At 72.8% G+C, this 24,896-nt stretch carries 20 protein-coding genes; 8 read left to right on the top strand and 12 right to left on the bottom strand.

The window, feature by feature from the left end:
• Positions 1-245: 245 nt before the first annotated feature.
• Entirely contained in the window at positions 246-1,508 is a 1,263-nt protein-coding gene (locus IG02_RS0115805) for a nucleotide sugar dehydrogenase (protein WP_030747369.1), read from the top strand.
• A gap of 114 nt (positions 1,509-1,622) precedes the next feature.
• Here the strand turns inward: IG02_RS0115805 and IG02_RS0115810 are convergent, their stop codons facing one another.
• The 4 genes from IG02_RS0115810 to IG02_RS0115830 form a co-directional block, all read right to left on the bottom strand.
• Complete coding sequence (locus tag IG02_RS0115810; RefSeq protein ID WP_030747372.1) at positions 1,623-2,747, bottom strand: GuaB3 family IMP dehydrogenase-related protein; 1,125 nt, start codon at positions 2,745-2,747, stop codon at positions 1,623-1,625.
• Positions 2,748-2,992: 245 nt separating this feature from the next.
• The gene (guaB, locus tag IG02_RS0115815; protein WP_030747375.1) at positions 2,993-4,495 is read right to left on the bottom strand and encodes an IMP dehydrogenase; all 1,503 of its coding nucleotides are present in this window, start codon (positions 4,493-4,495) and stop codon (positions 2,993-2,995) included.
• 372 nt (positions 4,496-4,867) lie between these two features.
• Positions 4,868-5,443, bottom strand: a complete 576-nt coding sequence (locus IG02_RS0115825) for a sigma-70 family RNA polymerase sigma factor (protein ID WP_030747378.1) — start codon at positions 5,441-5,443, stop codon at positions 4,868-4,870.
• A gap of 497 nt (positions 5,444-5,940) precedes the next feature.
• Positions 5,941-6,552 (bottom strand): response regulator transcription factor, encoded by a 612-nt coding sequence (locus IG02_RS0115830; RefSeq protein WP_003948568.1) that lies wholly within the window; start codon positions 6,550-6,552, stop codon positions 5,941-5,943.
• Between the two features lie 424 nt (positions 6,553-6,976).
• Here IG02_RS0115830 and IG02_RS0115835 point away from each other — a divergent pair, with 424 nt between their 5' ends.
• Positions 6,977-7,345 carry a WhiB family transcriptional regulator gene (locus tag IG02_RS0115835; RefSeq protein WP_030747381.1) on the top strand — a complete coding sequence of 123 codons (369 nt, stop codon included), beginning with the start codon at positions 6,977-6,979 and terminating at the stop codon, positions 7,343-7,345.
• A 172-nt stretch (positions 7,346-7,517) separates the two neighbouring features.
• Here the strand turns inward: IG02_RS0115835 and IG02_RS0115840 are convergent, their stop codons facing one another.
• Positions 7,518-8,408: a LysR family transcriptional regulator gene (locus IG02_RS0115840; protein WP_030747383.1), complete on the bottom strand. Its 891-nt coding sequence runs from the start codon at positions 8,406-8,408 to the stop codon at positions 7,518-7,520.
• A gap of 178 nt (positions 8,409-8,586) precedes the next feature.
• Here IG02_RS0115840 and IG02_RS0115845 point away from each other — a divergent pair, with 178 nt between their 5' ends.
• Complete coding sequence (locus IG02_RS0115845; protein WP_030747386.1) at positions 8,587-9,369, top strand: SDR family NAD(P)-dependent oxidoreductase; 783 nt, start codon at positions 8,587-8,589, stop codon at positions 9,367-9,369.
• Between the two features lie 216 nt (positions 9,370-9,585).
• On the opposite strand, the gene groL is transcribed toward IG02_RS0115845, so the two are convergent.
• From groL to IG02_RS0115865, 3 genes are all read right to left on the bottom strand, one after another.
• The gene (groL, locus tag IG02_RS0115850; RefSeq protein WP_030747389.1) at positions 9,586-11,211 is read right to left on the bottom strand and encodes a chaperonin GroEL; all 1,626 of its coding nucleotides are present in this window, start codon (positions 11,209-11,211) and stop codon (positions 9,586-9,588) included.
• 169 nt (positions 11,212-11,380) lie between these two features.
• A complete protein-coding gene (groES, locus tag IG02_RS0115855; RefSeq protein ID WP_023539274.1) occupies positions 11,381-11,689 on the bottom strand; it encodes a co-chaperone GroES in 309 nt (102 codons plus the stop codon).
• 792 nt (positions 11,690-12,481) lie between these two features.
• Positions 12,482-13,366, bottom strand: a complete 885-nt coding sequence (locus tag IG02_RS0115865) for a polysaccharide deacetylase family protein (RefSeq protein ID WP_030747397.1) — start codon at positions 13,364-13,366, stop codon at positions 12,482-12,484.
• A gap of 286 nt (positions 13,367-13,652) precedes the next feature.
• Here IG02_RS0115865 and IG02_RS0115870 point away from each other — a divergent pair, with 286 nt between their 5' ends.
• From IG02_RS0115870 to IG02_RS0115880, 3 genes are read left to right on the top strand one after another with little or no spacing between them, the layout of a single operon-like run.
• Positions 13,653-14,996, top strand: coding sequence for a class I SAM-dependent methyltransferase (locus IG02_RS0115870; RefSeq protein ID WP_234314759.1), 1,344 nt, complete (start codon positions 13,653-13,655; stop codon positions 14,994-14,996).
• Between the two features lie 35 nt (positions 14,997-15,031).
• Positions 15,032-15,373, top strand: coding sequence for an RNase A-like domain-containing protein (locus IG02_RS0115875; protein ID WP_158712305.1), 342 nt, complete (start codon positions 15,032-15,034; stop codon positions 15,371-15,373).
• A gap of 18 nt (positions 15,374-15,391) precedes the next feature.
• A complete protein-coding gene (locus IG02_RS0115880) occupies positions 15,392-16,042 on the top strand; it encodes a contact-dependent growth inhibition system immunity protein (protein ID WP_030747406.1) in 651 nt (216 codons plus the stop codon).
• A gap of 6 nt (positions 16,043-16,048) precedes the next feature.
• Here IG02_RS0115880 and IG02_RS37820 read toward each other — a convergent pair whose 3' ends face one another.
• Positions 16,049-16,795, bottom strand: a complete 747-nt coding sequence (locus tag IG02_RS37820) for a hypothetical protein (RefSeq protein WP_051765098.1) — start codon at positions 16,793-16,795, stop codon at positions 16,049-16,051.
• Between the two features lie 171 nt (positions 16,796-16,966).
• Here IG02_RS37820 and IG02_RS0115890 point away from each other — a divergent pair, with 171 nt between their 5' ends.
• Both IG02_RS0115890 and IG02_RS42855 read left to right on the top strand, forming a co-directional pair.
• Positions 16,967-18,340, top strand: a complete 1,374-nt coding sequence (locus tag IG02_RS0115890; RefSeq protein ID WP_078854519.1) for a DegT/DnrJ/EryC1/StrS family aminotransferase — start codon at positions 16,967-16,969, stop codon at positions 18,338-18,340.
• A complete protein-coding gene (locus IG02_RS42855) occupies positions 18,333-20,795 on the top strand; it encodes a hypothetical protein (protein WP_051765099.1) in 2,463 nt (820 codons plus the stop codon). Before IG02_RS0115890 ends, IG02_RS42855 begins: the two co-directional genes overlap by 8 nt.
• Positions 20,796-20,839: 44 nt before the next feature.
• Here the strand turns inward: IG02_RS42855 and IG02_RS0115900 are convergent, their stop codons facing one another.
• From IG02_RS0115900 to IG02_RS0115915, 3 genes are all read right to left on the bottom strand, one after another.
• A complete protein-coding gene (locus IG02_RS0115900; RefSeq protein WP_234314760.1) occupies positions 20,840-21,907 on the bottom strand; it encodes a glycoside hydrolase family 26 protein in 1,068 nt (355 codons plus the stop codon).
• Positions 21,908-22,071: 164 nt separating this feature from the next.
• On the bottom strand, positions 22,072-22,560 hold the full coding sequence (locus IG02_RS0115905) for a hypothetical protein (RefSeq protein WP_107055613.1): 489 nt from the start codon (positions 22,558-22,560) through the stop codon (positions 22,072-22,074).
• Positions 22,561-22,653: 93 nt separating this feature from the next.
• Positions 22,654-24,717, bottom strand: a complete 2,064-nt coding sequence (locus tag IG02_RS0115915) for a hypothetical protein (RefSeq protein WP_234314761.1) — start codon at positions 24,715-24,717, stop codon at positions 22,654-22,656.
• Positions 24,718-24,896: the final 179 nt, after the last annotated feature.

Genomic DNA, 24,896 nt, shown 5'->3' on the forward strand with positions numbered 1-24,896 from the left:
CCTGTGGATAACTCCGATTCCGGTTCACGGATCGCACGGGTGTATGGGGGCCACGGGCGACGCGGGTGACGCATGGCTATGCCCGCACCTGGCCGTCCAATGAATAACCCAACAAATAACCCGGCCACGGCGAGCAATGCCACATAACGGTCATATTTACGCCTAGTCTGACGGTGCGCCTGCCCATGTGTCCATCGGACTCGCGCCTTCTGTCCACTCCGGCCAAGGGAAGGACGGCCACCGCCGTGCCCGCAGATCTCGCCGTCATCGGCCTCGGTCATCTCGGCCTGCCCCTCGCCCAGGCCGCCGTGGCCGCCGGTATCGACACCATCGGCTACGACACCGACCCCCGACCGGTCACGGATCTGACCGCCGGCCACGCCCCCCTCGACGGCCCGCTCACCGCCGCCGACATCCGCCGGATGCTCTCGGGCGGCTTCCGGCCCACCACCACCCCCGACGCGCTGGGCCGGGTCCGTACCGCCGTGATCTGCGCGCCCGCCCCGCTCGGCGCCGACGGCACCCCGGACCTCACCGCGATCGGCGACGCGGCGGCCGCGCTGGCCGCCCGGCTGCGTCCGCACACCACCGTGCTGCTGGAGTCACCGGTCGCGCCCGGCACCACGGAAGGCTTCCTGCGCGGCCTCCTGGAAGACGGCTCGGGCCTGCGCGCCGGCCGCGACTTCCACCTCGCCTACTCCCCCGGCAGGCTCGACCCCGGGAACCGCACCCACGGCCTGGCCAACACCCCCAAGGTGATCGGCGGCCTCACGCCGGCCTGCACCGAGGCCGCCGCCGCGTTCTACGGCCGTCTCACCGACAAGGTCGTCCGGGCCCGCGGTCCGCGCGAGGCGGAAACCGTCAAGCTCCTGGAGACCAACTTCCGGCACGTCAACATCGCCCTGGTCAACGAGATGGCCGTGCTCTGCCACGACCTCGGCGTCGACCTGTGGGACGTCATCCGGTGCGCCGAGACCAAGCCGTTCGGCTTCCAGGCGTTCCGGCCGGGCCCCGGGGTCGGCGGCCACGGCGTGGCACTGGACCCCGGCTACCTGCCGGGCGCCGGGCGCACACCCGGCCACCCCCTGCGCATGGTCGGGCTCGCGCGGGAGATCAACAGCCGGATGCCGCAGTACGTCATCCAGCGCTGCGCCACCCTCCTCAACGAACACGGCAAGTCGGCACGCGGCGCCCGGGTGCTGCTCCTCGGCGTCACCTACAAGCCCGACCTCGCCGACCGGCAGGACTCACCGGCCACCGAGATCGCCTGCCGGCTGTCCGACCTGGGCGCGGCCGTCAGCTACCACGACCCCTACATCCACGACTGGCGCGTACGCGACCGGCCCGTACCGCGCGCGGACTCCCTGTACGAGGCCGCCGCCGACGCCGATCTGACCCTGCTGCTCCAGCACCACCGCACGTACGACCTCCAGGGGCTGGCGGTCAAGGCGCAACTGCTCCTCGACACCAGGGGGGCGACTCCCGCGGGCGCGGCCTACCGCCTCTGAGCCGCCTCGGCACGCCCCGCCCGCCGGGCTCGGCGACACCCGCCGGCCCGCGGCCGCTGCCCAGCCGCTGCCCCGCTGCCCCGCCGTCCACCACCCGCTCTCGGCCGCCCGCCGTCAGCGACGGTGCTGCGAGTCCGCCACCGTCACCTCGACGCGCTGGAACTCCTTGAGCTCGCTGTATCCCGTCGTCGCCATGGCCCTGCGCAGCGCTCCGAAGAAGTTCATCGAGCCGTCGGGGATGTGCGACGGGCCCGTCAGGACCTCCTCCGTCGTCCCGACGATCCCCAGGTCCACCAGCTTGCCGCGCGGCACGTCCTCGTGGACCGCCTCCATGCCCCAGTGGTGGCCCTTCCCCGGTGCGTCCGACGCCCGGGCCAGCGGGGAACCGATCATGACCGAGTCCGCACCGCAGGCGATCGCCTTGGGCAGGTCGCCCGACCAGCCGACGCCGCCGTCCGCGATGACGTGCACGTACCGTCCGCCGGACTCGTCCATGTAGTCCCGGCGGGCCGCCGCGACGTCCGCCACGGCGGTCGCCATCGGGACCTGGATGCCCAGCACGTTGCGCGTGGTGTGCGCCGCGCCGCCGCCGAAGCCGACCAGCACGCCCGCCGCGCCCGTCCGCATCAGGTGCAGCGCCGCGGTGTACGTGGCGCAGCCGCCGACGATGACCGGCACGTCCAGCTCGTAGATGAACTGCTTCAGGTTCAGCGGCTCGGCCGCCGAGGAGACGTGCTCCGCGGAGACCGTCGTGCCGCGGATGACGAAGATGTCGACGCCGGCGTCCACCACGGCCTTGGAGAACTGCGCGGTGCGCTGGGGCGAGAGCGCGGCCGCCGTCACCACGCCCGAGTCCCGCACCTCCTTGATGCGCTGCCCGATCAGCTCTTCCTTGATCGGCTCGGCGTAGATCTCCTGGAGGCGGCGGTTGGCCGTCACGCCGTCCAGGCCGGCGATCTCGTCGAGCAGCGGCTGCGGGTCCTCGTACCGGGTCCACAGGCCTTCCAGGTTGAGCACCCCCAGGCCGCCGAGTTCACCGATACGGATGGCGGTCCGCGGGGAGACGACGGAGTCCATCGGAGCGGCCAGGAAGGGCAGCTCGAACCGGTAGGCGTCGATCTGCCAGGCGATCGAGACCTCCTTCGGGTCCCGGGTGCGCCGGCTGGGGACGACGGCGATGTCGTCGAAGGCGTACGCCCTGCGGCCGCGCTTGCCGCGCCCGATCTCGATCTCAGTCACGATGTGTGGCCTTTCCCTCTACGTCTGCGGTCCCAGTATCCCCGACGCCTCCGACAGCCGTACCGGGCGCGGTGCCCGGCCGGTACGCCCCGTCTTCATGCGACGCGGGCCCCCCGACACGCCACGGACACGCCCCGTACGCGCCGAGGGGCGGCTCCGGAAACCACCGGAGCCGCCCCTCGGGGACATGTTCGATCCGTTCGTACGTCGCGTTTGTACGGTCCGTTCGGGCGATTCGCCGCCGGTCAGCCCCGGCTGTAGTTCGGCGCCTCGACCGTCATCTGGATGTCGTGCGGGTGGCTCTCCTTGAGCCCCGCCGAGGTGATCCGCACGAACCGGCCGCGCTCCTGGAGCTCCGGCACCGTCCGCCCGCCGACGTAGAACATCGACTGGCGCAGTCCGCCGGTCAGCTGGTGCACGACCGCGGAGAGCGGGCCCCGGTAGGGCACCTGGCCCTCGATGCCCTCGGGCACCAGCTTCTCGTCGGAGGCCACGCCCTCCTGGAAGTACCGGTCCTTGGAGAACGACCGCTGGTCGCCACGCGTCTGCATCGCGCCCAGCGAGCCCATGCCGCGGTACGACTTGAACTGCTTGCCGTTGATGAACAGCAGCTCGCCCGGCGACTCCTCGCACCCCGCGAGCAGCGAGCCGAGCATCACCGTGTCCGCCCCCGCGACCAGGGCCTTCGCGATGTCACCGCTGTACTGCAGGCCACCGTCGCCGATGACCGGGACACCGGCCTCCTTGGCGGCGAGCGACGCCTCGTAGATCGCCGTCACCTGGGGGACGCCGATACCGGCGACCACGCGCGTCGTACAGATGGAACCGGGACCGACACCGACCTTGATGCCGTCGACACCGGAGTCGATCAGTGCCTGAGCGCCGTCGCGGGTGGCGATGTTGCCTCCGACGACATCGACCGTCGAGTTGGACTTGATCTTGGCGACCATGTCCCCGACCAGCCGGGAGTGGCCGTGGGCGGTGTCCACGACGATGAAGTCGACGCCCGCCTCGATCAGCGCCTGCGCGCGTTCGTACGCGTCGCCCGCGACGCCGACCGCCGCGCCGACCAGCAGCCGGCCCTCCTTGTCCTTGGCCGCGTTCGGGTACTTCTCCGCCTTGACGAAGTCCTTGACCGTGATCAGACCGCGGAGCACCCCCGCGTCGTCGACCAGCGGCAGCTTCTCGATCTTGTGCCTGCGCAGCAGCTCCATGGCGTCCACGCCGGAGATGCCGACCTTGCCGGTGACGAGGGGCATCGGGGTCATGACCTCGCGCACCTGGCGGGTCCGGTCCGCCTCGAAGGCCATGTCACGGTTGGTGACGATGCCGAGCAGCTTGCCGCCGCCGTCGGTGACCGGGACACCGCTGATCCGGAACTTGGCACACAGCTGGTCCGCCTCGGCGAGCGTGGCGTCCGGGTGCACCGTGATCGGGTCGGTGACCATGCCGGACTCGGAGCGCTTCACCAGGTCGACCTGGTTGGCCTGGTCGGCGATGGACAGGTTGCGGTGCAGCACCCCGGCGCCGCCCTGGCGTGCCATCGCGATGGCCATCCGGGCCTCGGTGACCTTGTCCATCGCCGCGGAGAGCAGCGGGATGTTCACCCGGACGTTCTTGGAGATGCTGGACGAGGTGTCGATGGCGTCGGGCGTCATGTCGGACGCGCCCGGAAGCAGCAGCACGTCGTCGTATGTCAGCCCGAGCGTCGCGAATTTCTCGGGCACTCCGTCGACGTTTGCAGTCATGACACCTTCCCCAAATGGCCTTGATCGGTGCGGATGTCCATGCTAACGGCCTTCGCGGGCCCCTCATTCCACGATCACGGTGACCGGCCGGGTGAGCGCGGCCGGGAGCGCGGTCGTCTGTATGGACGTATGTATGGACGTACGCGGTACGACCATATGCTGTTCAACGGGCGTCTCGGACGGTGCGGTCCGCTCGCTCCCGGACCGCCGCCGCGACGCACCTCTGCGCCACCGCCGCGCCAGAACGGCCGCGATCCGGCCGCCGGCCCCGGACGGGCCTGCCCGTGCCACCCGGGCCGCCCGGTCCGTACCACCCGAGCCCTCGGATGTCCGTCCCGCAGTCCCCCGGCCCGGTGATCCCCCGCCCGTGGGTTACTGCCCGGCCAGCGCCCGCAGCCTGCTGAGGGCGCGGTGCTGGGCGACCCGGACCGCGCCCGGGGACATGCCCAGCAGCTGGCCGGTCTCCTCCGCCGTCAGCCCGACGGCGACGCGCAGCACCAGCAGCTCACGCTGGTTCTCGGGCAGGTTGGCCAGCAGTTTCTTGGCCCACTCGGCGTCGCTGCTGAGCAGCGCGCGCTCCTCGGGGCCCAGCGAGTCGTCCGGCCGCTCGGGCATCTCGTCGGACGGCACGGCGGTGGATCCCGGATGGCGCATGGCGGACCGCTGGAGGTCGGCGACCTTGTGTCCGGCGATGGCGAAGACGAACGCCTCGAAGGGTCTGCCGGTGTCGCGGTAGCGCGGCAGCGCCATCAGCACCGCGACACAGACCTCCTGCGCGAGATCCTCCACGAAGTGGCGAGCGTCACCGGGCAGCCGGCTCAGCCGCGTACGGCAGTAGCGCAGCGCGAGCGGGTGGACACGGGCCAGGAGGTCGTGCGTGGCCCGTTCGTCGCCGTCGACGGCACGGTGAACGAGCGCACCGATCACCGTGGTCTCGTCATCGCGCATCGGTCCATGGTGCCTTGGCCGCTCAGAATCAGCGGCTCCACGTCCGTAGTTGTGCACCGAAGCGTTATGAGCGGGTGCCGCAGAACTCATCCCCTGCGCTCTCCCCTCGCGCTCGTCCGACTCGTCCCCGAGGAACTCCACACCTTCAAGGATGCGGCATCGCGCGGGAAACGGGTGCGTACGGGCATACGTCCCCCTGCGCTCCGGGCAGTTCCGGAGCGTCCGCGCGCCCCCGGACAGCGCCCCGACCAGCGGGGCAGGGCCCGGAACCGGACCGGGCGGCCGCCGACCGCCCGGCGACCGGCACAAGCCCGGAGGCGGGCTCGGGCCGGGTACGACAGCGGGCCCGGACACGAGTCCGGGTACGGGTGCGTGTGCGGGCCCTGGTACGGGCGCGGGCCCGGCCGCGGTGACCGGCCGCGGCGGCCGGCCGGGCAGGGCCCTGCGACGGGCGGCACGCCGCGGAGCCCGCCGCGGCCCCGGGATCCCGAGGGACCTCAGCGGACCAGACCCCAGCGGAACCCGAGGGCCACCGCGTGGGCGCGGTCCGAGGCGCCGAGCTTCTTGAACAGGCGCCGTGCGTGCGTCTTGACCGTGTCCTCGGAGAGGAACAGCTCACGGCCGATCTCCGCGTTCGAACGGCCGTGACTCATTCCCTCGAGCACCTGGATCTCCCGGGCGGTGAGGGTGGGCGCGGCGCCCATCTCCGCCGAGCGGAGCCGACGCGGCGCGAGCCGCCAGGTCGGGTCGGCGAGCGCCTGGGTGACCGTGGCGCGCAACTCGGCGCGCGAGGCGTCCTTGTGCAGGTAGCCACGGGCTCCGGCCGCGACCGCGAGCGCGACTCCGTCCAGGTCCTCGGCGACCGTGAGCATGATGATGCGGGCGCCGGGGTCGGCCGAGAGCAGCCGGCGGACGGTCTCGACACCGCCGAGACCCGGCATCCGTACGTCCATCAGAATCAGGTCGGAACGATCGGCGCCCCATCGGCGGAGGACTTCCTCCCCGTTGGCCGCGGTCGTCACGCGCTCGACGCCGGGCACGGTCGCGACCGCGCGGCGGAGCGCCTCTCGGGCAAGCGGGGAGTCGTCGCAGACGAGGACGGATGTCATGACCGTCCTCCGCAGCTGATGCGCGTCACCTTGAGCCTCCAGGCTGGTTACATGTCGTCACCTGTGCGATTGACGCTCTCGGACGTTTGCCCGATTGCCGTTTCTCTCAACCGCCTCGCACATTCAACGACGGTCACTCGAAAGAGTTACGGCCCACGCACCTCAATTCGGCACTCCCCGTGAGGGGTCGCGCACACAGGAGAGCGGCCCGGGGCGCCAGGTCCGCACCCAGAGGTATGCCCCATTTAGCGGTTTTTCTTCCTTTTATCAGCGTCTATAGCTAGATTCGCAATGAGTCATATTTACATCTACTTGGATAGTAGATGTACGGTCGTGAGCACCGGTGCGAGTAGCACGCCGGGCTCGACCCGACGTCCGCGCGGCCCGTATCCGCCCTCAGCACGGTTTCAAGGGGACATGAGCAATGGCAGATTTCTCCCGCCTTCCCGGACCGAACGCGGATCTGTGGGACTGGCAGCTCCTGGCGGCTTGTCGTGGCGTCGACAGCTCGCTCTTCTTCCACCCGGAAGGGGAACGGGGCGCGGCGCGAAGCGCGCGCGAGAACTCGGCGAAAGAGGTGTGCATGCGCTGCCCGGTCCGCGCGGAGTGCGCGGCACACGCGCTGGCGGTGCGGGAGCCGTACGGCGTGTGGGGCGGGCTGACGGAGGACGAGCGCGAAGAACTGATGGGGCGGGCCCGCGCGCGGCTGATCACCACGTCGGCGTCGACGACCGCGCGGGGACACGGCGACGGCGCGGCCGGCACGGAAGGCCGGCCTCGCCCGCACGGATGACGCGTCGGCGAGCGACAGACCCAGAAGAAACGTTCCTGCACGAGTGGCCCACACCTCGGCGCCTGCGCCCTTCCGGCCCGCGTCTTTCCGGCGCGCACCTTTTCGGCGCGCACCTTTTCGGCCCGCGCCTTTTCGCCCGGCTCCCGACCGCCCGTCAGGCCTCGCGACGCGCTCAGCGCTCGGCGGCGCGCTCCAGTTCGTCCAACGTGGCCGCTACGGCCGGGACCTGAGCCAGGTCGGGCAGGGTCAGCGCCACGATCTCCCGGCGGACCGCCGGTGCCACCCTCAGCGTACGGACGCCGTCGACCCGCGCCGACGCCAGCGCCAACTCCGGCAGCACCGCCACCCCGAGCCCCGCCGCGACCAGGCCGATCACCGCAGGATAGTCGTCCGTCGCGAAGTCGATCCGAGGGCTGAATCCCGCCGCCCCGCACGCTTCCACGAGCTGGGTACGACAGCGCGGACAGCCCGCGATCCACGCCTCCTCGGCCAGCTCGGCGATCGACACCGACTCCGCCCGCGCCAGCCGGTGGTCCTCGGGGACCACACCGACGAGCCGGTCCGTCAGGAGGGGTCGCTCGACCAGGTCGTCCCACTCCTCACCGGGGCCGCCGTACCGGAACGCCAGCGCCACGTCGCAGTCGCCCGCGCGCAGCATCTCGGCCGAACTCGGCGGCTCTGCCTCGACGAGCGAGACGCGGGTGCCGGGATGGGCCGCGCGCAGGGCGGCCAGGGCGCTGGGGACCAGCGTGGAGCTGCCGCTGGGGAACGACACGAGCCGGACCCGGCCGGCCCGGAGCCCGGCGATGGCGGCGATCTCCTCCTCGGCGGCGGTGAGCCCGGCGAGGATGCCCGTCGCGTGCCGTACGAGCACCTCGCCCGCCTGCGTCAGCCGCATCTCGCGACCGGCGCGGACGATCAGCGGGGTGCCCGCGGCGGATTCGAGGGCCTTCATCTGCTGGCTGACGGCCGGTTGCGTGCAGCCCAGCTCGCGGGCGGCGGCCGAGAAGGAACCGGTGGCGGAGACGGCGCGCAGGACGCGGAGGTGGCGGGGCTCGATCATTGCTCGATTATAAGGAGCGCTTTGGGGTATCACCGAATAGGGGTGATCGACTTTGAGACAGGGTGGCGGGGCTCGGCGGCTCGTCCTGCGGTGGCGTGGGGCGGTACGGGCCGGACGCCGGTGTCCGCCTGTCGCGCACCGGCGGCGAGTCCACGGACACAGGCATTAACGTGCGCGTATGACGACTGCTTTGATTACGGGCTCGACGGCGGGGATCGGCGCCGCCTTCGCGCGGCGGCTGGCGGCCGACGGACACAACCTGGTGCTGGTGGCACGCGACACGGAGCGTCTGCGGGAACAGGCCACGGAACTGCACGACCGCCATGGGATCGAGGCGAAGGTGCTGACGGCCGACCTCGCCACGGACAGCGGTATCTCGTCGGTGGAGAAGCGCCTGTCGGACCGTAAGCAGCCGGTCGATCTGCTGGTCAACAACGCGGGGTTCGCCAACAAGGGCGCGTTCCTCGACGTCCCGGTCGCCGACGAGCTGACCATGCTGAAGGTGCACTGCGAGGCGGTGCTGCGGCTGACGTCGGCGGTGGTGCCGGGCATGCGGGCGCGCGGCCGGGGCGGTGTCGTCAATGTGGCGTCGGTGGCCGCGTTCGTGCCGCGCGGCACGTACGGCGCGTCCAAGGCGTGGGTCGTGCAGTTCACCCAGGGCGTGGCGCGGGACCTGGCCGGATCGGGCGTACGGCTGATGGCGCTGTGTCCCGGTTTCGTACGGACCGAGTTCCACGAGCGGGCCGGTATGGGCACGGGCAACATCCCTGGCTGGATGTGGCTGGACGCGGACAAGGTGGTGACGGCGGCACTGGCGGACCTGGCGCGCGGGCGGAACGTCTCCGTCCCGGACCCGCGTTACAAGGCGCTGATGGGAGCGGTGAAGCTGGCCCCGCGCGGGCTGCTGGGCGGTGTCACGGCGAAGACGGGCCGGAAGTTCGGCCCCAGCAGGCCTCGGTAGCCCCGCCGGACCGGAGGTGCCGGCAGACCCGGGGGCGCCGGAGGGGCCGACGGGGCCCGGTGGACCTGTCGGGCGACACGCGGAAAACGCGCCGGGAACGCGCCGGGGCCCGGCACCCCCGCGAGGGGGCACCGGGCCTCGGTCGGTGCGGTGGTGACGTCGCCGTGCGCGTCGGCCGGGGCGGCCGTCAGCGCGCGGGACGCCGCGCGGGGCACGTCAGTGGCTGTGCCCGTGACCGCCGTGGGCCGCCTCGGGCTCCTCCTCCGCCGGCTTCTCGACGACCAGGGTCTCGGTCGTGAGCAGCAGCGACGCGATGGACGCGGCGTTCTCCAGCGCGGAGCGCGTGACCTTGACCGGGTCGATGACGCCGGCCTTCACCAGGTCGACGTACTCGCCGGTCGCGGCGTTGAAACCGCTGCCCTTGTCCTGCTCCGCCACCTTCGCGGTGATGACGTAGCCCTCCAGGCCCGCGTTCTCGGCGATCCAGCGCAGCGGCTCGACGACGGCGCGGCGGACGACCGCGACGCCGGTGGCCTCGTCGCCCTCCTTGCCCAGGTTGCCCTCGAGCACCTTGGCGGCGTGCACCAGGGCGGAGCCACCACCGGAGACGATGCCCTCCTCGACCGCGGCGCGGGTCGCGGAGATGGCGTCCTCCAGACGGTGCTTCTTCTCCTTGAGCTCCACCTCGGTGGCGGCGCCGACGCGGATCACGCACACGCCGCCGGCCAGCTTCGCGAGGCGCTCCTGGAGCTTCTCGCGGTCCCAGTCGGAGTCCGTGGTCTCGATCTCGGCCTTGATCTGGTTGACGCGGCCGGTGACGTCGGCCGCGTTGCCGCCGCCGTCGACGATGGTCGTGTCGTCCTTGGTGATGGTCACGCGGCGGGCGGAGCCCAGCACGTCCAGACCGGCCTGGTCGAGCTTGAGGCCGACCTCCTCGGCGATGACGGTCGCGCCCGTGAGGGTGGCGATGTCGCCGAGCATGGCCTTGCGGCGGTCACCGAAGCCGGGGGCCTTCACCGCGACCGCGTTGAAGGTGCCGCGGATCTTGTTGACGACGAGGGTGGAGAGCGCCTCGCCCTCGACGTCCTCGGCGATGATCAGCAGCGGCTTGGAGCCACCCGCCTGGATGACCTTCTCCAGCAGCGGCAGCAGGTCCTGGATGGAGGTGATCTTGCCCTGGTGGATCAGGATGTACGGGTCGTCGAGGACGGCCTCCATACGCTCCTGGTCGGTCACCATGTACGGGGACAGATAGCCCTTGTCGAAGGCCATGCCCTCGGTGAAGTCCAGCTCCAGACCGAAGGTGTTGGACTCCTCGACGGTGATGACACCGTCCTTGCCGACCTTGTCCATCGCCTCGGCGATGAGCTCGCCGACCTGCTGGTCCTGCGCGGAGAGCGCGGCCACGGCGGCGATGTCGGACTTGTCGTCGATCGGGCGCGCGGTCGCGAGAAGGTCGTCGGACACGGCCTTGACCGCGGCGTCGATGCCCTTCTTCAGCGCGGCCGGGGAGGCACCCGCGGCGACGTTGCGCAGGCCCTCGCGGACCAGCGCCTGGGCCAGCACGGTGGCGGTGGTGGTGCCGTCGCCGGCGATGTCGTTGGTCTTGGTCGCCACCTCCTTCACCAGCTGGGCGCCCAGGTTCTCGTACGGGTCGTCGATCTCCACCTCACGGGCGATCGTGACACCGTCGTTGGTGATGGTGGGGGCGCCGAACTTCTTGTCGATGACGACGTTGCGGCCCTTGGGGCCGATCGTCACCTTCACCGTGTCGGCAAGCTTGTTGACGCCGCGCTCGAGGGCGCGACGGGCGTCCTCGTCGAACTTCAGGATCTTCGCCATGGGAGCTTTCTCAGTCCTCTCGTTGCGAATCTCGGCCACCCCTGGCGACCGCTACCGCTCCTATGAGCTGCGCCCCCGTCCGCCCGGCTGTCGCAGGGGGGCCAGGGGCGCAGTTCACAAGCAAAAAATTGGATCCGGAGCCGCTGGGGGCGTCCCCCAGACGTCCGGCCTACTTCTCGATGATCGCGAGCACGTCGCGAGCCGAGAGGACGAGGTACTCCTCGCCGCTGTACTTCACCTCGGTGCCGCCGTACTTGCTGTACAGAACGACATCGCCGACGGAGACGTCGAGCGGGAGACGCTCGCCGTTCTCGAAGCGGCCCGGACCGACGGCCAGGACGACGCCCTCCTGGGGCTTCTCCTTGGCGGTGTCCGGGATAACCAGGCCAGAGGCCGTGGTCTGCTCGGCGTCGAGCGGCTGGACCACGATGCGGTCCTCAAGCGGCTTGATGGCAACCTTGGTGCTGGCGGTCGTCACGATCCGACCTCCCCCTTCGGAGATCTCACGGGGTCAATTGTCTGAGGGTGGCGACCAGGTCGATCCGTCGTCGCGGGTGCCGGACCTGCCCGTCGCTCGTTTTGGCACTCTCCACCGGGGAGTGCCAAGCCTGAGACTATGACCGCGATTAGCACTCGGTCAAGCGGAGTGCCAATGTGCGCCGGTGTGGCGGCGTGTGGGGCCGCTCCCCGGGCGTGTCGCGCCCGGCCCGTCGCCCTCGATACGTCGCGCCGGGATACGTCCCGCCGGAATGCGTCGCGCCCTGACAGGTCGTGTACGTCGCACCCGGCCTGTCGCCGTCGTACGGCCCGACGGACGGGCGGCCGTACGGGCGGGGGCAGTGCCGGGCCCGCGGGGACGGCGAGGGCGGCGAGGGCGGCGCGTGCGGCATCCGCCCACGGGCGCCCGTACGGTCCCCCTCCCGCCGTGCTGGCCGCCCCCGGACGGGCGGCCGTACGGGTGACCGCTCGTCGGCCCGGTCGCAGGCGGGCCGGCGCCCGGCGCCCGGCGCGGTCGCCGGGCGGCCCGCCCAGGGCCGGTGAACGACCGGCAGCCGGACCGCGGACCGCTCGGCCGACGGGCCGCCTGGGAGCGCCGGCGCGCGGCCGGACGGCGCGGGCGCCGGAGCCGGCGCGGGGAGCGGGGCGTGCGGGCTCATCCGCTGCGCCGCCTTGCGCCCGAGCCGTTCGATCGGGTCCACCGACTGCGCGCAGCCGGCGGTCAGGAGCGCGCCGGCTGCCAGCACCCCGGCCAGCAGCCGGCGCGCGGGGCTCATACGTAGTCCTCCAGCCGGCCCACGGCGTACCCCTTGTCCGTGATCACCTTCATCACGTGCCGGACCATGTCGGTCATGGACCCGTTCCACTCGTCGGACCCGCGGAAGTGCGTGAGGATGATGTCGCCCGGGTGCATGTCGCGGTCCCACTCGCGCCACTCCATGTGGTCGGGGAACGCCTCGGCCGCCCAGATCGGCGCCGCCTTGATGCCGCACGCCTTCGCGGCGCGCAGGGTGTCCACGTTGTAGTTGCCGAACGGCGGGCGGAAGAGGACCGGCCGCTTCCCGTACTGCTTCTGCAGCACCTTCTGCTGACCGCAGATCTCGTACTTCTGCTCGTCGTACGAGAGGCCGGGCATGTACGGGTGGTTGAGGGTGTGGTTGTTGAGGGTCACCCCGCGGTCCCGCATCTGCTTGAAGTACCCGTAGTCGTCGTTGATGACGTAGTCGCTCAGGAAGGCGGTGTACGGGATCTTCAGCTCGCTCATCATCCGCAGCAGCTCGGGGTCCTTCTCCGAACCGTCGTCGATGGTCAGGAAGACGACCTTCTTGCCCTTCACCGGCACGGTGGTGAAGACGGGCGGGAGGTTCTCGCCGCCCTCGACCTCGAATCCCTTCCGCGTGGTGATCTTCGGCTTGACGGCCGGCGGAGGCGGAGCGGCGAGCGGGGTCTTGGCGAGCCCCCACTTCTTGGCCGCCACGGCGCGCGCGGCCTGCGTACGGCGCACTTTCTCGGCGTACGCGGCGCGCGCGGCGGCGGAGCCCGGCTTGTGGGCCGCCTCCTGGCCGTGGGCGGGCTTGGCGGAGGCGTGGCCGCCCGGTTCGCCGGAACCGGCGGAACACCCGGAGCCGAGCGCGGCGACGAGCAGCGCCGCGAGCACGGCGGGGACCACGGGGACGACGGGGACCACGGGAGCGGCCGGGGCGGAGGCGGAGGCCGGGGCGGAGGCGGAGGCCGGGGCGGAGGCGGAGGCCGGGGCGGAGGCGGAGGCGGAGGCGGGGAGGACGACCCTCTGGGCCCTGCGAACCATCACCTTCGATGTCATTTTTTCTTTTTGTCGTACTAGTCGCATGGCGCCGCATCTTGTCAGCGCCGGTCGTTCGTCAGCCGTACGACACCGCTGTCCGCAGCGCACCGTCCCCCGCCCGGCTCACAACTGGCTCACAATGGGGCGGGTGAACGACCGCGCTCCCGCCCCGCACCTCCCGCACCTCGCGCCCCTGCTCTCCTCCGAGGGCCAGACACTCCTGGCCGAACTGCGCGACTACGACCCGGCCCGGGAACTCGCCGTCGCCACCCGGCTGCGCCGGGACCACCCGGCCGAGCTGGTGTCGGCGGCACTGGCCCAGGCGCGGCTGCGGCAGCGCGGGGCGGCCAAGTTCGGCGCGCGGGACGCGGGCCGCATGTACTTCACGCCGCACGGCGTCGAACAGTCGACCCGGACCGCCGTCGCCGCCCACCGGGCCGCGCGGCTGCGCGGCATCGCCCCGGAGGCGGGGGCCGCCGTCCTGGACCTCTGCTGCGGCATCGGCGGGGACGCGATCGAGCTGGCCCGCGCCGGGTTCGCCGTGACGGGTGTCGATCTCGACCCGCTGACCTGCGAGATCGCGCTGACCAATGTGCGCACGCTGGCCCCCGACGCGCCGTCACCGGCGGTCCGGTGCCAGGACGTCCGCGAGACGGAACTCCCGGAACCGGGCGGGACGCCGCCCCATGCCCTCTTCGTCGACCCCGCGCGACGCGGCGGACGGGGCCGGATCTTCGACCCGGAGGCGTACTCTCCACCACTGTCCTGGGCGGTCGACGCGGTACGCCGGACGGGCCTGGGTGCCATCAAGATCGCCCCGGGAATCCCGCACGAGCTGGTCCCCGACGACTTCGAGGCCGAGTGGATCTCCGACGGCGGCGATGTCAAGGAGGCGGTGCTCTGGCACGACGGCCGGGCGGCACGGGCGGCCCAGGCGCACGCGGAGGGCCGGCCGGACACCTCCGCGCCCGCCGGGGCGCCGAAGGTACCCGGTGCCGTCGTCGGCGGCACCCGGCGCGCCACGCTCCTCCCCTCGGGCGCCACGCTCACCTCCCGTGGTCTGCCGGACCCGCCGGCGCGCAGGCCGGGCCGTTTCCTGTACGAGCCCGACGGAGCCGTGATCCGCGCGCATCTGGTGGCGGAGGTGGCGGAGGAACTGAACGGCGGGCTCCTCGACGAGACGATCGCGTACATCACCGCCGACGAGGCGCGCGCCACCCCGTACGCCACCGCCTACGAGATCACCGACGAACTCCCCTTCGGCCTCAAGAAACTGAAGGCGCTGCTGCGTGAACGCGAAGTCGGTGTACTGACGGTCAAGAAGCGCGGCTCGGCGGTGGACCCGGAGGAACTGCGCCGCCGTATGAAGCTCAAGGGCCCGAACGCCGCGACCGTCTTCCTCACCCGTGTCGCGGGCGCGCCGGCCATGCTGATCGGCCACCCGGCCGCCGTACGGCCGACGGTGTGCAACCGCGCCGAATAGCGACCAGCCGGATTGGGCGGCGTCGATCCGGGGGAATGGTTCCTGGTCAGCGGGGTCGTCCTCCGGCGGAACCGTCGAGAGCGAGGCAACCGACTGTGCGAGAACGATCCGCCGCCTATACCGACCCGGAGACGGCCGAGTGGGCGACCCGTCAGGTGCTGGCCGGCCATGAGCAGGTCATCCGCCGCTGGCTCGCCCGGACCGGCCGGGGGCGACTGGCCGTCGAGGCCGCCTGGCCGTCCCGGGACACGCCCGTCGGTCACGTGCGGATCGCGGGAGAGGCGCGCGCGGTCCGGGCGGCGCGGGTCGTCCTCCGCCGTGACTCCGCACAACCGCGCGGCTTCGCCGTCCACGCGTCCTTTCCCGTCCGCCTCTAGCCGGTTCCGGAGCCGTCCATGCCCCTCGGACCACTCGAACACGACCGCGCGTACGGCGAACTGGACCAGGTCGTCGGCGCCCACCTGGGCCGGCTCGCCCGGGACGAGGAGGCCCTGACCGCGTACCTGCGGCACACCTGGCGTACCCGGCCCTGGGCCCTCGCGGTGGCCGGGCGGCAGCTACGGGAGTGCGCCGCGTCCGGCGGCGACCGCGCGGACATCCCCGTACCCGATGTCGGGCTGCCCGACGACGAGATCCGGCCCTGGCTCCTGGCCCTCGCCGAGCGCGTCGAACAGAGCGTCACGACCGGGCAGGCCCCGCCGCCCGCGACACCTCGGACGCACTGGGAGTGGCACGCGCGCTTCCCGGAGCTGGCGCAGTTCCTCGGGTGCTGGTTCTCCCAGGCCATGCCGGCCGAGTTCGAGAACCACGACGCCGCCCTGCGCGACTACCTGGCCGGCACCCACCCGGACCTCGTCGCCGCGCTGGCGGGGGAACTGCACGAACTGCTGGCCCTGCCCCTCGGTGAGACCGACCACGCCGTGGCCGTCACCGAACTGGGCATGGAGGTGGCCCCGCCGGCCCCGTACACCCCCAGCGGCTGGCTGGCCACCGTCGCCGTACGGCTCATGGCGCCGGAGGCCGAGCGCCGTGACAGGGGGCGGTGACCCGCGTCAACGGTGCGCGCCACCGCCCCAGCGCTCGGGCACCGCGCTCAGCAACCGTTCCGACCAGTGCTGGTGCCCCACGGACCGGGCGACGCCCAGCAGGCCGGTGATCAGGCAGGTGACCGACCACCCCAGCACGTAGACCGTCCCGCCGAGGCCCCCGGAGTCCGCGTCCGCCGGTGCGCCCGGTTCCCGGTCGGGAACGAGGGCGGTGTCGGTTCCGGACACGGAACCGGCTCCCGGCACGGTGCCGGCGGCGGCTCCGACGCCCGCGTCCGCTCCCGGCGCCACGAGATGGAACAACGTCCAGGCCCCGACCGCGCACAGCGCGAGCGAGACCACCAGCCAGGTCACGTACCGCCGCCGCGCCCGCGCGCGGACGTCCGTCGCGGGGTCCCGGGCGAGGTCGGCCCAGGCCTCCAGGCGTTCCCGTACGACACGCCCCTGACGCAGCCAGAAGTCCAGCCCGACGCCCGCCACCGCCAGCAGCACCGCCGCGAGCACCAGCGCCGCCAGCGCGGTCGGCAGGTTCAGGCCGCCGAGTTCGAGGCTGCGCACCGCCAGCCCCGCCGCCGCCCAGCCGACGGCGGCGGCCAGTCCGGTCAGCCAGAGCAGCACCAGCCGGCCGGCCGCCAGCCGGCGCCTGGCCAGCTCGGTGAGGGCCGCGGCCCGGTCCGCCAGCATCGTTTCCCGGTCGGGCCAGGCGTGAGGGTCCTCGGGAGGCGGGGGCGGCAGCGGACGGCGGACGATCATCCGGCTGAGAGTAGCGGTGCGGTCCGCCGTGCGCGCGCCGGGGTCGGGGCCCGTCGACGACGTCGGCGACGGCCCCGACGACGGTCTCGCCCCGGTCCTCCGAGGCGTTGTTGACGGCTCGTCCCATATGGGACACATTGAGCCGGGGCAGGGGAAGCAGGGGGAAGCGGTATGGCTCTTGGGGAGGGCTGCCCGGCGGGGGGTTCGGCGTACGCGGCGTTGGAGACGTCCATGCGCCGCCGGCTCGGCAGGGAGTGCCTGTACGTGCCGTCGTGCCGCCTCGGGCTGTACGTGGCGCTGCGGCACTGGTGTCCACCGGGCGGGCGGGTGCTGATGTCCCCGGTCAACGACGACGTGATCTTCTTCGTCGTCCTGGCCGCCGGGCTGCGTCCCGTACAGGCACCCCTGCGTCCGTGGGACGGGACCGTCGACCCGGCCGCCGTGCCGGAGTCCGTATGGCGCTCGCTGTCGTGCGTGCTCACGACCAATCTGTACGGCAATCCCGATCCCGCGCCCGAGCTGCGCGCCCGCTGCGAGGCGTCGGGCATCCCGCTGATCGAGGACGCCGCGCACGCCATCGGCAGCCGGGTCGGGGGCCACCCGGTCGGAACGTTCGGTGCCGCCTCGGTGTTCAGCCTGTCGAAGCACGTGGGCGCGAAGACCGGCGGTTTCCTCGCGGTCGCGGATCCGGGTATGCGTGCGCGGCTGGCGGCGGAGCGGGACGCACTGCTCGTCCCGTCGCGGCTCACGGCCGACCTCGCGTACGCCCTGCGGCCGTACGCGGAGGCGGGGGTGCGCGGGCTGCGGCTCGCCCGCGCCGCCCACGCGGTGCTGCGGCTGCTGGGGCGGGAGGAGCGGCCGGAGATCCGGATGCCGCTGCGGCCCGGCGAGCTGGCACGGGCCCTGGGGACGGCGCCCGGTCTCGACAGGTTCCACTCCTGGGTGCGGGTCGACATGCACGACTACCGGCTCCGGCCGAGCCGGGTGCGCCTGCGACGAACGGCGCGGCTCCTGGCCGGACTCGACGAACGGCTCACAGTCCACCGGAGCGGTACGCGGCGGCTGCTCGCCAGTCCGTGGGCCGGTCCGGGGGCCGATTCAGGGGCCGATTCAGGGGCCGGTGAGGGGGAGGGACAGCCCCTCTTCCGCGTCCCCCTGCTGGTCGAGGACCGCGACGCGGCCGTCGCCGCCCTCGCCCGGCACCGGATCACCACCGGCTACCTCTACGATCCGCCGCTCGACGCCTACGCGGGCGAGGCGTTCACCGATCCGTCGCCCGCCCCCGAGGGCGCCGCCTGGTTCGCGCGCCACGCGCTGCCCGTCGACCCCCGCCGGGCGGATCAGGTGATCGGCATCCTCCGCGCCGCCGGCATCCGGCCGGCGGCCCCACCGGAGACGAGCAACGGCACGAGAGGCACGAGCGGCACAAGAGGCACGAGCGGTGCTTCGAGCAACACCCGTGGCGCCCGCGACACCGGCACCCGCAGCACCGGCGGCATCGGTGGAACCCACGACACCGGTGGCATCGGTGGCATCGGTGGCTGACATCACCCGGTTACAGGGCCCCGGCCGCCCCACGGAGGCACCCGGTGCCGACGCCGGCACGGGCGCCGCCGTCCCCGCGCCCCGACGCGGCCCGGGGACCCTGCGGAAACGGTCCGGCGGCGGGGACCCCATGTTCCGCAACGCCTACGCCCTGATGGTCTCCACCGGTGTCTCCGCCGCCCTCGGCCTGGGATTCTGGCTGGTCGCCGCCCGCTACTACACCGAGGAGGCGGTCGGCCAGGGCTCGGCCGCCATCGCGGCCATGCGGCTCCTCGCCTCCCTCACCGCCACCACCATGATCGGCGCGGTGGTCCGCTACGTGCCCAGGGCCGGCCGCGCCACCGGCCCGCTGGTGTGGCGCGCGTACGCGGTCAGTTCGCTGGTGGTGTGCCTCGCCTGCGCCGTCTTCCTGTTCACCCTGGACCTGTGGGGGCCGTCCTACGCGCCGCTCGGCGGGGTCACGGCCGGTGTCCTCTTCACCGCCTCCTGCGTCACCTGGGCGCTGCTCACGCTCCAGGACGGGGTCCTGACCGGCCTGCGGAAAGCCTTCTGGGTGCCGGTCGGCAACGCCGTGTTCTCCCTCGGAAAACTGCTGCTGCTCGTCGTGTTCGCCACGGCGCTGCCCGTCCTCGGCGTGTTCGTCTCCTGGGCCGCGGCCATCGCCCTGTCCGTACTGCCGCTCGGCTGGCTCGTCTTCCGCCGGCTCGTCCCCCGGCAGGCCGCCGCCGACCACGACCGTGAGCCGCCCCGGCTCCGCGAGATCGGGCGGTTCCTCGCCGGGGACTCGGTCGGCGCGCTGTTCAGCCTGGCGATGATCAACCTGCTGCCGGTGCTGGTCGCCGTCCGCTTCGACGCCGCGCACAACGCCTTCTTCTACACGGCGTACACCGTCGGCGGCACGATGGAGTTCATGGCCATCAACATGGCCTCCTCCCTGACCGCGCACGCCTCGCACAGCCCGGGCAAGCTCGCCGAGGGGGTGCGCGGGGCGTTGCGCCGGATGGCGGTCCTGCTGGTGCCGGTGGTCCTGGTGCTGGTGGTCTTCGCGCCGCAGGTGCTCGCGCCGTTCGGCGCCGACTACGCACGCCACGGCACGACGGTGCTGCGCCTGCTGGCCGCCGCCGCCCTGCCCCGGGTCGTGGTCGAGCTGTACATCGGGGTGCTGCGCGTCCAGGGCCGTACGGGCATGCTCGCCGCGCTCCAGGGCGCCATGTGCGCGCTCGTGCTCGGCGGCGCGCTGGTCCTGCTCGGTCCGGCCGGAATCTCCGGCGCCGGGCTGGCGATGCTGCTGTCCATGACGCTGATCGCGCTGGTGGCGGCGCCGGGGCTGCGCTCGGCCCTGCGCGACGGCGGGCCCGCCCGCCACGTACGGCGACCGTCGGCGGCGCGGACGGCGCGAACGGCGTGGACGGACGAGGAGTACGGCACCGAGTGGGCGCGGAAGGCCGCGCGGAGCGGCCGTACGGAAGCCGCCCGCGAACGGGCCGAGTACGGAGCCGGGAACGGAGCGGGGTACGAAGAGGGGCACAGAGCGGAGTACGGGTACGGGGACGAAGCCGCGCGCGGCACCGCGGACGGCACGGGCCACGACCAGGGGTACGGCACTGCCTGGGCCGCGCGCGCCGCCTCCTTGGACGGCGCCCGCGACACCCCGACGCTGTCCTTCGGCCTGCCCGCGCCGCTGCCCGCGCCGGCGGCCCGGCCCGCGCACGAGGGGCCGCCGGACGAGAGCCGGGCGATCAGCGTGGTGTGGCTGCTGCTCGGGCTGGCCACCGGGCTGTTCTGGACCCCGCTGGTCCGGGCCGTGGACATCGGCCGCGATCAGCTGACGGGCACCGAGCTGCTGGCGTTTTTGCCACCGCTCACGCTGGTGGCGGGCATCCTGCTGATCGTCCTGCAGTGCGCGGTCGTCTCGCTCGTCCGGCCAGGACCCGTGCTGCTGACCGTCGTCCCGCTGATCACGTTCGCGGCGCTGCACACCGCGCCGCCGCTGCTCGGTGTCCCGCCCGACCGCGCGTCGGGCCCCTGGCACGGCGCGGCCGTGGATGTCCTCGGCCGGCTGCCCGGCGCGGCCGGCGCGGCCGGGCACGAGGGCCTGACGGCACACCACGGCCTGACTGCGCAGGACGACCTGGCGCGCCTGCTGCCGGTGGTGCTGCAACTGCTCTGCCTGGTGTCGGCCGCCGTCGCGCTGCGAGTGTCGCGTACGGACGGCCGGATCGCGTCGAGCGCGCTGTGGGTGCTCGTCGTGGCCGGCTGGGCGGCACAGCACGCGTTCGCGGCGGCGGCCCTGCCGTTGGGGCTGGGAATGGCGGCCGGGCCGCTGCTGGTGGCAGCGGCGGGGACGGCCGTACGGCATCACCGCGCCCGGCGCCGACACCGGCACCGGCACCGGCACCGCGACACCGATACCGGAAGCGGCACCGGCACCGTGACAGAGGTTCCGCCCCGCTGACGGCCTCGTCCGCCGCCCCGCCGCACCACCGGCCGACGACGCGGTCAGCGGGTCGGAACGGGCTGGTTGAAGTACGGGGCCCGGCCCGCCTCCCGGTAACCCTCCAGCGCCGGCCCCTCGTTGACAGTCAGGTCGCAGTGCTCACCCGGCACGGGACGGTTCCAGTGCACGAACGCCCGCGCCCTCGGCAGCGTCGGCGCGACCTCCGGGATCCGCCGGTACCAGTCGCGCTGCCGGTCCGGCCGTTCCGGGTCCGGCGCCGTGCTGAACTCCGCGAGCATGACGGGCTTCTCGTCGGAGATGTTCGCGCGCAGCCACTCGTACGAGGGGCGCTGACTGCGGTCGAAGTCCAGCCAGCGGGCGGAGTCGTGGCAGAGGTAGTAGTTGTACTGGTCCATGCCGATCCAGTCCACGTACGCGTCGCCCGGGTACAGCGCCTTCATCAGCCCGGCGTTGCCCAGGTAGCCGGAGACCGTCCAGACCCACACCACGTTGTCCACGCCGAGTCGCTCGAAGCGGTCGCGGACATGGCGGTACGCGGCGACGAACTCCTCCGGCGTCCCCGCGTCCGGGGTGCGGAAGTCGGTCTCCTGGTCGAAGGAGAGGAACACGCGCTTGCCGTACGCCTTGAGGCGTCGCGCCTGCGGATCGATGATCTCCTCGTCGAACTTTCCGGCGGCCACGTTCGCCCAGCCGAGCTGTGTCTCGGTCCAGTTCTCGTGGTGCGGCTCGGTCCATACGGTGGACTCCCAGGCCAGCATCAGCAGCCGGTCCCGGCCGAGTTCCTGTTCGTCGGGGGTGAGCAGGACGCCGTCACGCGGGGTGTTGGACATGTCGTGGTAGTTGTAGACGAGGTCGAGTTCGCGCCCGATCTTGGCCTCGAAGTCGTGGACCGCGTCCTTGAGGGAACCGCTCCGGGCGTACGGGATGTACGCTCCCCACCAGGCCCCGCAGCGGGGCTCCAGCGACGCGCTGGGGGCGCACGTGCCGTCCGGGTACGAGCCGGACGCGGCGTTCCCGGGCAGCCCGGTGCCCGCGACGCCGGGCTCCTTGTCCTCCGCCCCCTCCTCCCGGATCAGCCAGACGCCGATCCCGGCGAGCAGCGCGCCCACGGCGGCCAGGACGAGGGCCAGGTACGTGGCGCGGCGGGCCTGCGGAACGCGCCGCGCCCGGAGGCCCGAAAGACGCCGCGCCGGCCACTCCCGCCACGCAGGCCACTCCCCCCGGGCCGACGGCTCCCCCCGGGCCGGCCACTCCCCCCTGTCCCCCCGCCGCGTCATCGGTCACTCACGGCGCTGTTCCGGCTTCCGGACCGTCCGTCGCGGGGGCGCTCGCGTTCGACGGCGCCGCGCGTGGCGGCGGGCAGGGGAAGGCCCGGCAGCAGCGCCGCCACCGTACAGAACGCCGCGAGCGACCCCAGAAAGAGCGGCACCGAGAACCCCGCCACCAGATGGAGGGCCGTCGCGTCGAGCGTCGCGAGGGACAGGCTCAGCGGCGCGGCCAGTGCCACGACCTCCATCCGCGCGGCGGGCCGCAGCCGGCCGGCCGGCGGTTGTGGCAGGAGCAGCGCGCAGCCGGGGCCGACGGCGACGAAGAACAGGACGGGGATCCAGCGCGCGGGCGAGCCGCCGGGCAGCGCGGTCGCCGCGAGGGCCGCCCACCCGGAGAGCGCGAGTACGGCTCTGAGCCAGGGACGGCTCGGCCGGAGCAGGCGGGACGAGCGGGGCGAGCGCCGGGGGCGGGCGCCGGTTTCGGTGGCGGGCATGGTGGCGTCAGACCTCCGCGTGCGTCTCGTGCGTGTGGTGGTGCGTCCGGCGCGTCCGGCGGGGCGTCTCGCGGTGCCGGCACGTCGCGTACGTCATCGCGCGGGCGTGTCCGTGTCCGTGTCCGTGCCTGTGTCCGTGTCAGGGCCGGCGTCTGCGCCCGTGACCGCGTTCCTGTCCGCGGGCGTGCCCGTGTCCGTGACCCGCGCGCTCTCGACGTGCTGGAGTACGAGCCCGTACCGGCCCTCCTCCACCGTCCGGAAGTACGGCGAGCGCTTCAACGCGGCGGTCAGCCGCGCGAAGCCGTCCACCGGCAGGAGCCCCTCCCCGGTCGTGGCCTTTTCCTGGGTCGGTGTGAGGATCACGTAGGCCGGCCGGCCCGCCGCGATGCCCGCGTTCAGATAGCCGGCCGGGTCCTTGAGCATCTTCAGGTTCTCCGGCACCTCCTGCTCGGTGAAGAACCAGCGCTCGTAGTGGTCGTAGCGGTAGTAGGCGGCCGGGAAGGAACCGGTGGCCGCCAGGATCAGCGCGCCGTCGGGCGCCCGGTCGTACGCCCTCCTGACCAGCTCGATCTCTCCGCGCGGCGCGTACTGCATGCTCTCCTTGCCGTAGTACGACGGCAGGAAGCCGGCCGGCAGCGCGACCAGGGCGAGCGGCAGCGCCACCCGGGCGGTCGCCCTGGCCACGCGCCGTGCCGTGGCCGTCCCGGCGGCGGCCGGGACCAGGGCCGCCGCGGCGAAGAACGCCGTACCGGGGAGCCCGAAGAGGTAGACCCGGAACAGCATCTCGCCGCCGTAGTCGTTCACCGCGAAGAGCGGTACGGGCGCGGCGGCTGCCAGCAGCAGCGGCAGCGCCCCCCGGGCGAGCCCGCGGCGCAGCAGGACGGCCGTGACGGCGAGTCCGCCGAGCACGAGCACCATCGCGATGTTGGCGGTGCCGACCAGTTCGGGCCCCGGACCGGTCGGCTGACCGGCGTACCCGGCGCGGGAGTTGCGCATCAGGTCGCCCACCGAGTCGCGCAGCGTGGCCAGCGTGTCCAGGAAGAGGACGCGTCCCATCGTCAGATCCCAGACGATCATGATGACGCCGGTGACGGCGAGCAGGCCGATGTTGCGGTGGCGACGGGTGAGGCAGAGCGCCAGCAGCGTCATGCAGAGCATGACGGGGGTGAGCTGGTGCGAGGCGTTGACGGCCGCGATGAGCGGGGCGGTGATCGCGAGGGCGACGGCCCGCTGGCGCCGGGTCGTGGGCGGCGGTACGGCGGCCGACGCCGGGTCGAGACGGGTGCGGTCGCGCAGCCTCCCGGCGGAGCCGGGCCGCACGAAGTGGCGGAGCACGACGGCGAGGACGGCCAGGAAGAGCAGATAGGAGAAGCCCTGCGGGGCGAGGTAGTCCTGCCCCACCCAGTTCGCCAGCTGGAAGATCCAGACGGCGGTCCAGACCAGCCGCCAGTCGTCGGTGAAGGTGCGGTAGATCAGCACCAGCACCGGCAGCATCAGGACGCCGAGGACGATGGGGGCCCAGTTGATGTACGGGGCGGCGCCCTCGATACCGAAGGCCCTGACCAGCGCCGCGTTGAGCGAGAAGAACCCGGGCCACTGGTCGTACGCGGACATGCCGCCGGACAGGCGCAGCCGGGGTTCGACGGTGCCCTCGGCCAGCAGCCGGGCGATGACCTCCTCGTGCTTGGACGCCCACGCGTAGCGGACGGAGTCGTAGAGGAGCGCGGGGGGCGCCTTGAGCGCGACCAGCATGGTGACGCAGTACGTCAACGGCCACCAGGGAGCCGTCCCGGCCCGGCGCAGGCTGACGAGGAAGCCGGCCGAGAGCACGGCCAACGAGGCGTAGAAGGCGACCGGGAAGCGGTCGAGGAGGCCGAAGTCCCCCATGTGACGGAACCCGATCCTGGGTAAGGACCACGTCCACAGGGCCGCTGCCACGGCGAGCGGCAGCCAGGAGAAGAACAGTTGGGGCCGTAGGAGGGCGACGACGAGATCCCCGGGGCCGGGTCCCGGACCGTGCCCGGGCCGGTGATGCGGCGCTCCCGCCCCGGAGGCCGCCCCGGCGGCCGTCTCGCGCCCCGGACGGATGCCGGGCGGGCGCGCGGTGGACGGCTCACCGCTCCTCGTCGTGCCCGGCGAGGGCACACGTTGCTGCACGGCACGACTCCCCCCACCGATGTGGTCGCGGCCGTCACGCCGCTGTCCCCTGAAGCGCGGTATAGGAAAGTATAGGAACTCTCTTCGCCTTTGTGGTGCTCTCGTACATCTTTGGTGCGCAGGGGAGTTGGCCGTACGGGGTGGTGGCCGGAATCGGGCCCTGTGAAGAGGCGACCGGG

It is taken from the genome of Streptomyces sp. NRRL F-5135, assembly GCF_000719775.1.
GTDB classification, from domain to species: Bacteria; Actinomycetota; Actinomycetes; order Streptomycetales; family Streptomycetaceae; genus Streptomyces; species Streptomyces hebeiensis.